This is a genomic window from Haladaptatus sp. ZSTT2 (genome assembly GCF_037081775.1).
Classification (GTDB): Archaea; Halobacteriota; Halobacteria; order Halobacteriales; family Halococcaceae; genus QDMS2.
Map to the genome: position 1 here is coordinate 1231394 of NZ_JBAMHQ010000001.1, position 11826 is coordinate 1243219.

13 protein-coding genes are annotated in these 11826 nt (G+C 51.7%); 5 read left to right on the forward strand and 8 right to left on the reverse strand.

Annotated elements, in window-relative coordinates:
• Nucleotides 1–77 precede the first annotated feature (77 nt).
• The 3 genes from V5N13_RS06760 to V5N13_RS06770 are packed head-to-tail and all read left to right on the forward strand — an operon-like array spanning nucleotide 78 to nucleotide 3474.
• Entirely contained in the window at nucleotides 78–854 is a 777-nt protein-coding gene (locus V5N13_RS06760; RefSeq protein WP_336360140.1) for a hypothetical protein, read from the forward strand.
• Complete coding sequence (locus V5N13_RS06765) at nucleotides 851–1687, forward strand: glycosyltransferase family 2 protein (protein ID WP_336360141.1); 837 nt, start codon at nucleotides 851–853, stop codon at nucleotides 1685–1687. The genes V5N13_RS06760 and V5N13_RS06765 overlap by 4 nt, the downstream gene beginning before the upstream one ends.
• A gap of 20 nt (nucleotides 1688–1707) precedes the next feature.
• Nucleotides 1708–3474, forward strand: coding sequence for a hypothetical protein (locus V5N13_RS06770; protein WP_336360142.1), 1767 nt, complete (start codon nucleotides 1708–1710; stop codon nucleotides 3472–3474).
• On the opposite strand, the gene V5N13_RS06775 is transcribed toward V5N13_RS06770, so the two are convergent.
• The gene (locus V5N13_RS06775) at nucleotides 3436–4941 is read right to left on the reverse strand and encodes a flippase (RefSeq protein ID WP_336360143.1); all 1506 of its coding nucleotides are present in this window, start codon (nucleotides 4939–4941) and stop codon (nucleotides 3436–3438) included. The two genes, V5N13_RS06770 and V5N13_RS06775, sit on opposite strands and share 39 nt — an antisense overlap.
• Complete coding sequence (locus V5N13_RS06780) at nucleotides 4938–6026, reverse strand: glycosyltransferase family 4 protein (RefSeq protein WP_336360144.1); 1089 nt, start codon at nucleotides 6024–6026, stop codon at nucleotides 4938–4940. The genes V5N13_RS06775 and V5N13_RS06780 overlap by 4 nt, the downstream gene beginning before the upstream one ends.
• Nucleotides 6027–6375: 349 nt before the next feature.
• On the opposite strand from V5N13_RS06780, the gene V5N13_RS06785 reads away from it, so the two are divergent.
• Nucleotides 6376–6645 (forward strand): DUF7571 family protein, encoded by a 270-nt coding sequence (locus tag V5N13_RS06785; protein WP_332897144.1) that lies wholly within the window; start codon nucleotides 6376–6378, stop codon nucleotides 6643–6645.
• A 45-nt stretch (nucleotides 6646–6690) separates the two neighbouring features.
• Here V5N13_RS06785 and V5N13_RS06790 read toward each other — a convergent pair whose 3' ends face one another.
• From V5N13_RS06790 to V5N13_RS06820, 6 genes are all read right to left on the reverse strand, one after another.
• Entirely contained in the window at nucleotides 6691–7686 is a 996-nt protein-coding gene (locus V5N13_RS06790; protein ID WP_336360145.1) for an NAD-dependent epimerase/dehydratase family protein, read from the reverse strand.
• A gap of 192 nt (nucleotides 7687–7878) precedes the next feature.
• A complete protein-coding gene (locus V5N13_RS06795) occupies nucleotides 7879–8376 on the reverse strand; it encodes a hypothetical protein (RefSeq protein ID WP_336360146.1) in 498 nt (165 codons plus the stop codon).
• Nucleotides 8377–8572: 196 nt separating this feature from the next.
• Nucleotides 8573–8977, reverse strand: coding sequence for an SWIM zinc finger family protein (locus tag V5N13_RS06800; protein WP_336360147.1), 405 nt, complete (start codon nucleotides 8975–8977; stop codon nucleotides 8573–8575).
• Nucleotides 8978–9083: 106 nt separating this feature from the next.
• The gene (locus V5N13_RS06805) at nucleotides 9084–9515 is read right to left on the reverse strand and encodes a PIN domain-containing protein (protein WP_336360148.1); all 432 of its coding nucleotides are present in this window, start codon (nucleotides 9513–9515) and stop codon (nucleotides 9084–9086) included.
• Entirely contained in the window at nucleotides 9516–9767 is a 252-nt protein-coding gene (locus V5N13_RS06810) for an AbrB/MazE/SpoVT family DNA-binding domain-containing protein (RefSeq protein ID WP_332897149.1), read from the reverse strand.
• A 533-nt stretch (nucleotides 9768–10300) separates the two neighbouring features.
• A complete protein-coding gene (locus V5N13_RS06820; protein ID WP_336360149.1) occupies nucleotides 10301–11542 on the reverse strand; it encodes a transposase in 1242 nt (413 codons plus the stop codon).
• 54 nt (nucleotides 11543–11596) lie between these two features.
• Here V5N13_RS06820 and V5N13_RS06825 point away from each other — a divergent pair, with 54 nt between their 5' ends.
• On the forward strand, nucleotides 11597–11746 hold the full coding sequence (locus V5N13_RS06825) for a hypothetical protein (RefSeq protein ID WP_276248383.1): 150 nt from the start codon (nucleotides 11597–11599) through the stop codon (nucleotides 11744–11746).
• Nucleotides 11747–11826 lie beyond the last annotated feature (80 nt).

The window sequence follows — 11826 nt, forward strand, 5'->3', positions numbered from 1 at the left end:
GGAATTGGGATTGAGCGAGATTACTGTTTTGATTAGAGTAGTTGAACAGGTTAGTTGATATGTAGTGAGTGAATATCATGATAGCAGTGCACAGTTGGGAGGTCAGTTCGGTTGGGACAATTTGCTATTCTGGAACGAATAGTATCCATCCGAGAGGTTCGTTTGAGGTGGGGGACTGGCTGTCAATGCTGTCTCCAGAGACCGGGAATTCAACGGCGACTCACCACATCAAAGAGACAGAAACCACAGCGACAGAATATTACGCGCGACACGAGGCAGCGTTAGCAACTGGATCGCTTTGCATCGAGCAAAACGAGCAGTTCAGTGAAACGAAGGTAGAGCGGAGTTTTACAGTGACGACAGACAAATCACTTTCGCTTGGCGACTTCGTCGTTCGATTTGTATTCGACGCAAACGAAGTTGAATCGATTAGTCTTGCCGGTGAACGATTCAGCCATCAAGGCCAGAACCGGTATCTCCAATTTCCGGTAGAAAAGCTGGTTGTAAACGGGAAGCGAGAGCAGTTTCAACTTTCAATTGATTCTGTGGAGTTACCGAACGGGTTTACCCCTGTATTGTACGCACGGGATGAGCCAACGGGACAATGGGTCATACATGCTCGTGCGATCGCGATGGAAGGGGATGGGTTTCTTCGCTTGTATCGTGGGCCATGGACTCGAAATTCGTGGCTTGATTCACTGATGAACAAAGTCCCACGACTCAGAAACTCCCTCACCTATCTTCGTGAACGCACAGATATAGCAGGGAAGTGGATACCAGCGCAGTACGTCCACACGGTCTCACTTGGTTCGACCGACCGCATTGCAATGAAAATCTCTGGTACGTTCAAATGACAGGAGAAAAAGATACTGGAGCCGTTTCGAATCCACGTGTTTCTGTGTTACTTACAGTGTACAACGGACTCCCCTACGTCGAAGCAGCCATTGAGAGTATCCTCTCACAAACGTTCGACGAATTTGAGTTCGTTATTGTCGATGATGGCTCGACCGATGGCACAACCGAACTCTTGAAAAGTTACGATGATCCACGGATTAACCTCCACATCCAAGCAAACAGCGGCCGTGCAAAAGCGTTAGAAACCGGGCGGTCAGTAGCAACGGGAAAGTACATCGCCGTCATTGATGCAGATGACACAGCAGAGTCACAACGACTTGAACGACAAGTTTCAGTGCTGGATACAAATCCATCAGTTGCCTTGGTAGGAGCATGGTATTTCCGGCGCTACGAACGGGAGGTGGGTCACCCGACAGAAGAAATGGTGAAACCACCGACAGAACACGAGGCACTTATCGCAGAACTTCCGGCTCGAAATCCCTTTGCTCATAGTCTTGTGATGTACCGAGCGGCAGTCGCTGACCGAGTCGGTGGGTACGATGAAACGATGGATTCCTGCATTGACTACCGATTGTGGGTTCAAATCGCGAGCGCAGGCTACCGAGTCCAGATTTTAGATGAGGTACTCGGAACGATACGGAAACACGACAAGCGCGCTTTCAAACTGAGCGGCAAGAAGCAACTCAGATATTTACTCACCGCATTCAGCGTGCGTTGGGAAGCTGCGACGTCACTTGACCTGCCGTTCTATACTCGCCTTCTGCCAGTTCTAATGATTACGTGGGCTATCGTCCCAACACCACTTCAAAATCTCATTAGAAAAGTCAGATGAATTCAATCGCTTCCTTTGGAATGGCACTCACTGACCGCCTCGCAGAGGCGGTTTCAGATGGGCGTGTCTGTGATCCAAAAACAGGAACGCCGGCTCCAAAAAGCCACTATGCAGAAGCTTGTTTCTCCGTTGCTGCGCTTCGAGTGGCTGCAGAACGAGGCGATAGTGAGCTGCACGACTGTGGCGTTGAAGCGCTTACCACACATCTCAGTAGAGCACGCGATGTTCGTGGGCATGGAGAGTTCACTTCATTTGCGCTGTTAGAGTTGCTAAGCGACGTACGCGCGGGAGTATACAAAATCCCGTACACGGCCGAGCAACTTGTGAGTCAAATAGAGTTCGAATCGGGCCTATCAACCGGGCATGGAAACAATTGGCTGTTGCTCCAACTCCTCTGTCGAATGAAATATGCAGAGATGGTAGAAGATACGCTTTCTGCGCAAATACACCGAAAAGCCCTTGCGCAGCTTGCAGTACACTGGCAATCTGCCGACGGCATTTTCCAAGACCAACCACGAGTTCCAATTGAAGAAAAAGAAACGCCACTCACGTACCACAGCAAAATGACGTATCTCGCCGCGCGACTCGGTGAATACAATCCTGAGTGGACAGCTCGTACAAAACTGGGACTTTGGGCACTCTCGAACGCAACCTTGCCAACGGGCGAAGCACACTATTTTGGGAGGAGCGAGAACACCCTATTCGGGTATGCATGTGCACTTGCTTCAATTTCAACAATTTGTTCGACTGTTGAATGTCCCCCATGGATGGAGACGCTCTGGGAGCGACTCAAAAAATATCTTAGAGAATCGTTCAACCCAACTAGTGCAAATGCAGTCCCTGCTCGCTGTGGAGCACCCGGAGTGCCAGTAGACGGATATGTTTTCGATACAGTATACGCGGCGTACGCGGCAATGTTACTAGTTGGCATCCAAAAGCCAGATCGCAATTCTACTGAGAAATCAGAGTTCGAAAAAAAACCGAGATCGTTCGAGGTGATTGTTGGAAGTGAAGGATGTATGGGTCTCGCGCCAGTTGGTCAGACCAAGTATACGCTCTCGCGTCCAGACCCTCGCTATGCAGGGATGGTTCCATTGGCGCTCTCATACGAGAGCTGCCCCATATTACCGGGTGTTCCAGCCGATGCATGGAATTGGGCATCGCTCCCATTCCTTCCGACCGTAGTAATTGACGAAAAACCGTATTCGCCTATTCGATGGGATTCCATAGTTGAGCGAGATACAGAAACGGTTGCATTATTCGGAACGGGACGATTTACGCAACTGCCTGCAACGACAGGACGGCCAGATTCGTATAGCGAAGAGGACACCTCAGTTCCAGCATGGAAACGCCTTTCTCGGCGGCTGTTTTTGCACATCGGAAAAGACTGGTACAAGAAACAAGCGGCTCAAATTTCAGCGTCCGTTTCTCGAAGCATCTTCTATCGGAAGGACTGTGACGTGTTAGCAATGCTAACGAGCACAGAGATGAACGAAGGGCGTGTCATTCCGTCGAGCGGTCTGATCTCCGAGAACTACACAGAATCACTTACAATTGAACACTCACAGTGTGTGAGCAAAGAGGAATCAGACATTCGTGGCCACCATGGCCCAGGTACGTCGATACTGTTCTCAGAAACGAATACACCGTTCAAATCGGTGTTCGTAATCGACCCTGGGAACAACGTAGATACGGTCAATACCACATTTACCAACGGTTTTTCAACACGAATTAGACTGAAAAACGAGTCAGAGACGCTCGTTTTTGAACACAGCAATAATTTTTGAGCGAAATGTCGAGAGGAGCTGTTCTTCTCGGGGCATGAGTGGAATAACCCACACGGTGAGGGCAAACGTGACCAAGAAGTAGGGGATAGAAAGAACCACTGCAACCAAAGGTGGTAACGACAGCAGCAAAAATGGGGTCACGAGGAAGGTTGCGATACCCAGACTACGGAACCACCGAGAGTAGTCTCTAGAAAGGCGGATATGGGAACGAACTGCAAAATACTGGATTGAATTGAGCAAAATCAGAGAGACCGCAGTTGCAACCGCCGCACCCACGATGAGATACCGTGGAATAAGAAGGAGATTTAACACAATATTCACAGTCCCTGCAATGATATACGAGACTAATACCACGTTTGTGTGCTCAAGCAATTCGAGTAATGCACCGACTGGGCCGAGAATGACGTCAACTAACATTGCGACAGCGAGTATCACAAGCGCCGTCGCACCCGTTTGATAGGCTGGGCCAAAGAAAACGAGCAAGATCTCAGTTGCAAACAGCACAGTCCACAGAAAAATGGGGATTGTAAGCGCAAATGACCAAAACATGATTGTTTGGAGCAAATTTACGAAAGCGCTGCGGTCGTCATTACTGAGTAAGCTGACAGCCGTGGGATACATCGCTTGGTTAAATGCACGAAAACCAATCGGGATGACGCTCGCAATAAGGAACGCTGGTCGATATTGTCCCACAGCTTCGGTTGATAGTAACCCGCCAATCAAGAAATAATCAGCACTGGAGAGCAAACGACCCGCGAACGTCGACAGAAAGAGAGGTAACGAAAACGTGAGTAGCCGTGCTGTTGGAATATCTACTGATCTGAACGTGGAAGGCTGAATTTCAGAGAAGATGAGAGCGACCCCCCCAATCGCAATTACTATTGAAAGTCCAGCCATGGCACTCAAAACCTCGGAAACCGAGAGTCCAACAACTGCGACAGCAAGCGCACCGACGAACTTTACGAAATTTTGGCCGAGCGCACCAACGATTACCGATGTGCCAAACCGTTCGTAACCTTGGAAGCTACTTGCGAGAATGTCAAGGATTGGCTTGGAGAGCAATAAAAGTGCACCTGCACGGATAACTGGTTCGAGTTCTGGATCATTAAACAGATTGATACTAACATACGGAGCACCGAAATAGAGCCCCAAGCCGAAAATCAGCGCGAGAAGTGTTGGAACCGTTATACAAAAGAGGATGGTGCCGAATGCACGTTCACTCTGGTTAGTTTCAAGATATTCGTTAAGATATCGCCGTGTTGCAGAACCCAACCCAAATTGGAGAATTGTTCCCAACACCGATACGATTGTGAGTGCAATGGTTAGTTGACCGAATGCAGTAGCGGAGAGTACCTGTGCGAAGACAATGTTGTGTACGAACCCGAGTGCTTGGGCAAGGATAGCCGAGATTGAGAGCAAAAGCCCTCCGGCAATGAGTTTCTCATAAATCGAGTCGAGCGTGCTCATAGAACAGACCGATAGACCGAAATGAGGTCATCGAATGTGTATTTGATGTCGTACTTATCCGCCTTTGTTACTGCGCCAGTGCGGTAGGAAGCGTAATCATCGTAGAGTGATTCGATAGCCTGAGCGAGCGATATGGCGTTGCCCTTTTCAAAGAAAAGACAAGACGCGTCGGTTCCAATTTCACGGAATGACGCATCATCTGTAGCGACACACGGGGTTCCACAGGCCAGGGCTTCTATCATCGACGTACTTTCGAGTTCATAATAGCTAGGAATGACGTACGCATCCGCGCGTCGATACTCCTCTGCAAGCGCACTGCGTTCAACGCGACCTGCAAACGTAATCTGTTCACGGATGCTTCGAGGGACTGTAATATTTTCTGGAGGAGCTGTCGATCCAAGAATTCGGACACGGACAGCAAACCCTTCATCGGAGAGTGTTGAAATGGCCTTAAATAGTACCTGTAATCCCTTCCGTTTCGTTGGCTTTCCAACGAACAATAACTCGAAGGGCATCTCAGCAGTATCCGCAGTCTGGTCGGTTGGGTAGAAGATATCTGTAGGGACACCAGAGCGAAGTGGATGGATTTGGTCCGCATCAAGACCTCTTTCGACAAGAATTGTCCGCATGAACTCACTAAAGCAGAGATATCCTTGTGATTGGAAAAGCGGTGACGAAAGGAGTGATAGCTTTGTCCGTTCCACGCGCTCTCCATACAATCGCCATTGGCGGAGCAGTGGGGCTTTTTCCTCTTCGATAACCGAAAGTGTTTGATTGTCAAGAAGTGCCTCTGGAAACATCCGTCCAGCTATGTTTGGTCCAAAAAGAATGGGTTTATCGATAGCAGCGAGCGAAAAAAGAAGTCCAACCCATGGTGGAAGGTCAACAATGTGGACGAGGTCAGCTGATCGTCGTTTCTTTCGAATTTGTAAAAGCACTTCTTTTACACGAGAGAATCGACTCCCGCCACGGTAGTGAATAGATTGTGTAGAAACCTTGGCTGGCCCATCGTTCCACAACAGTGGGACGACCTCAAATGTAATATCGATATCAGTGTGTCGGGCATAGCGAAGAATATCATTCATTCTTGCATGTTGCCCTGAAAGTTTCGTTGAAAATGAAGGCATCACCACTACGATACGGAGAGGACGAGTGTGGTGAGATTGAGCCACGGTATCTCATGCAACTATTCGGGGTACTAATTAAAACAATTCGATAGCCAATAGAGATGGTCAGCGTCGTTTTTGACGTTAAGTGATAAGTGAATAGTACAAAAAATGTATTTGGATCTCAAAGCCGGCGTGCTGAAAATATCGTATAGTTCGTGAAGATTCGAATTCAGAAAAAAAGGGAATCACCCACCACCACTGGATTCGACATACTTACAGGGAATAACTATTTGTGCCATGGTCACATGGGCCAACACGTATCGTTATGAAACCGTGCCACAGTTGTCAGTCGGTCATCGACGAGTACTACTTGGACAAACAACTCGAACCCCTCCGTGACCTCACCGTAGACGATTTCAACCTCTGTGCGGACTGTGTGGTCATCGTTGCAGATGCGTGCGTAGAATGCGACGGCGGCGTGTACGTTCCCCGAGCCGAAGCCGCCACACCCGACTACTGTCCGGCGTGTCGAGCTGACCTCATCGCCGACACTGGCCACGACCCTGGCTGGCATTGCGATGCCGTGTCCCTCTGACTGACACCCCATTTTTTGGAAACTACACTGGCGACTAAATTCGACCTACAGAGACGTCCGTATCTCGTGACCGTCGTTTCGGGAAAGTCCGTCTCGGATTGCATCCTCGACTGAATAGTGCGGTTGCCAGTCGAGCTCCGCGGTTGTTCGGGATGTGTCGACGTCGAAGCGGTCCACCAGCGTCTCAGTTCGCGGATTTTCGAGCAGGCGACGAGGAGGTTCCTCCCCGAGAATAGCTGTCGCATGTTGTTTGACGAGCGACGCAACGTCAGCGACAGAGGGATCTTCCTTACCAGCGAGTTCAAACTTCGAGACGCCGGTCCCTTCGCTCTCAAGTTCCTCTAACAGCTTCTCCGCACTCAACACATACGCCTTTGCCACGTCCTTCACGTGCACGAAGTTTCGCGCCTGCGTGCCGGGCTTATGAACGGTCAGCGCTTCACCAGCAAGCGCCTTCTCGACGAAGATGTTAATCACGGTTGGCTTCGAGACTGTCGTCCCATCGATTTCGTGTTCCCCGTAGAGATTCGATTTCAAGAACAGGTGTGCAGGGAACGCATCTTCAGCCATCGTCTCGATTAGTCGCTCGTTCAGGAGTTTGGTTTCGCCGTACAGATTCATCGGATCCCGTGGATGGGAAACGGTAACGGGGAACTCCTGTGGGTCGCCGAGGACGGCCATGCTGAACGGGAAGACGAGTGCCGCGCCGGTCTTCTTACAGAACCACGCGACGTTGTTCGTCCCCTGGACGTTCACCTCGAAGGCAAGATCGGGATTCTCGTCGCAGTCTTTCACTCCTGAAATCGCCGCGAGATGCATCACGATATCCGCACCTGAAAGCGCCTCCGCAAGCCGAGCTCGATTTCGAATATCGACGTGCTCGACGTGAACGTCTCCAATCTGCGAAACCTGCCCCTGGTAGAAGTTATCGAGCGCCGTCACCTCCCACTCTGGATGGGCGTTCTGTAAGTCGGACACCACACGGCTTCCAATATATCCGGCCGCACCTGTCACGGCGACGTGTGGCTGATTGTCGGTCATTACCTGAACGTTCTCTTTGAACTTTATAAATTCCAGCAAGAATATTCAAGGTGACGACACCGAGGAAGCTTCGTTGCGTACACCACTCTACTCATAGAACAGACGAAATGTACTCTCACTCCAGCCAACTCTGAATCCTCCCTATCGAAGAAGGAAATGGCTGAGAATTTTCCCCCATCACAGGAACGCAAATTACTGCAGCTGGAGCATCGCTCGTCGGTTCACCAAACAGTCCGTACACACCCAGTGGCCCTCGGGACAGATCAACCCCGCTCTGAGGGCTAACACGATTGGGTCTTCTGGGTCGTCAGCCAGCTCCTCCTCGTAGTCGTCCCGGTCAATGGGGTGTTCGCCGTCTGCGATTCGACGGGCGGTTTCGACTTTTGATTTCCCACACACCATGCACTCAGCGTCAATCGCAGGGATGGGAACGAGTGACCGCTTGCAGTAGGCACACTCCATCGTCTGGGTGGGGTCTTTCCCCATCGCGTGTTCATCGGGGAGTCTCCGAGAGAGCGTATCCCAGAGTTTGAACCACTCGGCTTGCGACAAGCGGTAATTCGTATCCGATTCGATGACGATATCGCCGTCGAGGAGTTTGTCGAGCTCATCTGTCAGCGTATCATCGTATCCAATATGGACGGTGACCGCTGGAAGTAGGTCGATGGTTGAAACACAGGTTTCGCACATGGGTTAACGCATTGCGTGCACGTTGGCGGACGTCGTCCCCCGAGAGGAGACGGTAGGTGAGAGGGGCACACGCGATGATAAATTGAAATGTGTGTAAATATTATATAAATGTTCGGTGTACATAGTGAAAGTTGACTAATTCGACCGCGCTGTGGAGCCGGATACAAGCTGGTGGAGATGTGAGCCAAGCGGCAGGCTAGTCGGGTAGTTCTTTCTTCCCACTCCGATAGCACTCCCAGCAGGGGAAATCACGTAGGCACGCTTCGCACTCAACTGGTTCTGCGCTCGATGTAGGTTCGACAGCCCCACCATCGGCCATGATACGCTCGACCTTCTGAGCTGCCTGCAAGATGGGAGCGCGAATCGCGACGGCGAGTCGATGCTTGCACGCACCCTCGAAGCGGGCATTAGCGGGACAGGTACAGTCGACTGGGATGCCGTTCGTGATAGTGACGAGGTACTCGTGATTCTCGGAGTCTGCGTAACTGCCGTTTCTGACGAGGACGCCGCGATCGGTGAGTGAGAATTCGAAGGCCTCGTACTGGGCGCGTTTCAGTGAGCGATTCGTGTACTGCAGTCGGTCGAGAAGGTGTTTCGACATGGGGATTCAGCGGAGCCTGTGAGTGGCCCCGCACCCCTCGGGGGCGGATAAACTCCCAGAATTGTGTATCTAAATTAGTGAATTCAAAATTTATCCACCTCCGATATCAGGGACTGTACGGGTTCGTGGGAGTAGCGAGGCGATATACATCATCTGCAGCGTCGAAATCGTCGTCAAACGCATACAGATACCCCAACCCTTCAGTTTGCATATAGGCTACAATACACGCATCAACGAAAGAGAAAGGTGCATGTTGTTTAAATAGCGCTTTTGCTGTCGCAAACGCATCCGCAGTCAGAAACTCGACGTGAAACCGTTGATTCTCTTCAATCCGGTTCAAGAGGTCAACTGACGCAGCATGTCCCGCATGCGTTGTAAGGCCATTCAGCGTTTCAGCCAGCACATAGTCGAGGACGACACCTTCTGGCAGAGCGTTTTCATCGATACCTTGGATAATCGGAAGCGCCTCAGCGTGTGCGTTGTCCCGGCGATATGCTGCTGCAAAAAGAACGGATGTATCGATGAGTGCACGGGGCATCTACTCGACGTCAACTCCCCAAGCATCATGCTCCGATGTGACATCCGTTTCTTCAGCCCCATCGTATCCATCGAAATTGGCGAAGGTCCCCGTCCGCTGCTGAACAACTTCGATCCTGACGCTCCCATCCGATTCAACATGCCACCGAAGGCGATCGCCATCATTAATCCCAAGCTCACGACGGATCCGAGCAGGGATGTTCGCTTGATTGCCCGAGACTTTACTCTCAGCGTCAACCCGTTCACTACTCATATCGCTCAGTTTGTATTCCAGTTACAAAAGGGTAGTGTGCAGGCACACTACGCGCACTGGCATTCGGATTTGAGTCAACACAATGGCTACCTTCGACGATTGAGTACTGAGTCAATTTCATATGTAGCGATGGCAGACGGGCCACAGTACGGACACGGGTCATCGAAGCCACCGACAGTCGTCACACACCGTCTCGTGTGAATTTGTAGTAACGCTTCCCGCACATTCAGGGCAGGTGTTCGTTGGCTGTACGTCTTCGTCGAACGCTTTTTCGTAGATGTTGCTCGTCGCCATTCGAAGTCACGAGGAACTCAGGAGAGCCCCTCGCCCCTTAGGGGCAGATAAACTGGCATTCGTCACACCGGGCAAGATACACACGTCGCCCGACTGCACAAGGACCCCAGTCGCCCGACTGCCAGCGTGGTCACGACCGGACGCTCGGTGTGCGGGAGGCACCCTGACGGTGACATCCTCCCCGTCGTAAACGACGGGGCTTCCCCGACACGGGGACTCAGGCACTCGGCCTGAAGGTTTCAGTCCTGATACGTCGTGAGGGTCATTTGCGCTGGTGCGCTCGTCTCACGGTGGACTGTGGCGGTGTCACAACCGCTCCCGTCCTGTGGCGAGTCATCGCCTGCCTGTTTCCACGGCAGCCTCCCTCCCCACGGGTCTACGCGACGTGCGATATTCGCACTCGCGTTAATATCCGCTTGAAACGTCGAAACGTGACACTCAGGGTTCTTGCACGTGAACTCGGCTTGCCGAGGCCGATACCCGATGTGCTTGCACGAGTGACACGTCTTCGAGGTGTACTGCGGGTGAACGTATCGAACCGGGATGCCAGCGTCCTTCGCCTTGTCTTCGATACGCCCCTGCAACCGAGCGAAGGCCCACGAGTGCAGGCGTCGATTCATGTACTTCCCGTAGTCCAGCGACTCGCGGATGTATGCTAAGTCCTCCATCACGATGACGGGGTTCTCGAACTGACGGGCGTACTCCACGGACTCCCGAGATGCTTTCTCGATGAGGTCGGTGAGGCGGTTTTGGTAGTACGAGAAGCGTTCTTCGACGCGCCACTCAGAAGCGTCTCGCTCTTGGAGTCGCTTGAGCGTCGTGAACATCTCTTTTCGAATTCGTTTGGCCTCTTTCCCGTTAATTAACAGAGGTTTGGTGGGAGTGTTGTGTTGGAGGGCACAGCCCGTGACCAGCATCGACTCCCCAATATCGAATCCAACCCGAGTCGGATTCTCGGGCAGTTCGGAGGTGTTCTTGAGTTCGTATTCGACGGTGACGTGGAGTGTCCACGTCTTCCGGTGTTTCTGCAAGCGAAGTTCGCCCACTTTCGTACTCGACTCGTCATCGAGCATCTCACCCCACAGTTCCTCTTGTTCGGGGTTCAGTCGAAGTGGTATCCAGAAGTTGGTTCCGCGACCGGGTTGCGGAACGTTCCAGCAGATTTCGTATTCACGCGAGGAGTTTCGGTCGAACTTCCCGGCTCGATTCACGAATCTGAGCGGGTGTTCGTCGTCCAACTCTTTGGCGTTGTACGTCTTGTGGAGTTTTGGGACGTAGGATTTGAGGGCGTCTTTCGCTTGGTACGGTAGGTTGTATGGAGTTACCACGTCGTTCGTGGCGTTCATCGTCGTGCAACCGTTGTTGAACGCCTCGTGGAGTGCCTCTCGGTACTCGGCGAGGGTTTGCTGGAGGCGTTGCTCTTTGCACCGCGTTGGGGGTGCAAGCGTGGCTTCCAGCGTCTTGTTCGCGGTTGCAGACACAGTAACCTGTACGATTTAGGCACACTTAAACGTAACTAATACGTAACACAAGACATGACGAAGTACGTAAAAATCGAGTTCGATAACGAGGAGCAGTACGAGTCATTGAAAGAGACGAAAGACCACTACGGGTTTACGTGGAAAGGGATGTTACTGAAGGCGCAACGCACGTTGGAGTCCCAGCCGAGCGACGAAGAGCAGTAGTTCAGCAGGTGTCGGATTCCCTCCCGGCCTGAAGGCCGGGATTCCTTCCTTGTAGGGAGATGGCCGAACCCCAGCGAGGG

Coding starts and splice junctions, on each gene's coding strand:
- V5N13_RS06780 (WP_336360144.1), bottom strand. CDS start 6,026: ATGAATGATATTCTTCGCTATGCCCGACACACTGATATCGATATTACA.
- V5N13_RS06775 (WP_336360143.1), bottom strand. CDS start 4,941: ATGAGCACGCTCGACTCGATTTATGAGAAACTCATTGCCGGAGGGCTT.
- V5N13_RS06785 (WP_332897144.1), top strand. CDS start 6,376: ATGAAACCGTGCCACAGTTGTCAGTCGGTCATCGACGAGTACTACTTG.
- V5N13_RS06765 (WP_336360141.1), top strand. CDS start 851: ATGACAGGAGAAAAAGATACTGGAGCCGTTTCGAATCCACGTGTTTCT.
- V5N13_RS06800 (WP_336360147.1), bottom strand. CDS start 8,977: ATGTCGAAACACCTTCTCGACCGACTGCAGTACACGAATCGCTCACTG.
- V5N13_RS06805 (WP_336360148.1), bottom strand. CDS start 9,515: ATGCCCCGTGCACTCATCGATACATCCGTTCTTTTTGCAGCAGCATAT.
- V5N13_RS06795 (WP_336360146.1), bottom strand. CDS start 8,376: ATGTGCGAAACCTGTGTTTCAACCATCGACCTACTTCCAGCGGTCACC.
- V5N13_RS06760 (WP_336360140.1), top strand. CDS start 78: ATGATAGCAGTGCACAGTTGGGAGGTCAGTTCGGTTGGGACAATTTGC.
- V5N13_RS06825 (WP_276248383.1), top strand. CDS start 11,597: ATGACGAAGTACGTAAAAATCGAGTTCGATAACGAGGAGCAGTACGAG.
- V5N13_RS06790 (WP_336360145.1), bottom strand. CDS start 7,686: ATGACCGACAATCAGCCACACGTCGCCGTGACAGGTGCGGCCGGATAT.
- V5N13_RS06770 (WP_336360142.1), top strand. CDS start 1,708: ATGGCACTCACTGACCGCCTCGCAGAGGCGGTTTCAGATGGGCGTGTC.
- V5N13_RS06810 (WP_332897149.1), bottom strand. CDS start 9,767: ATGAGTAGTGAACGGGTTGACGCTGAGAGTAAAGTCTCGGGCAATCAA.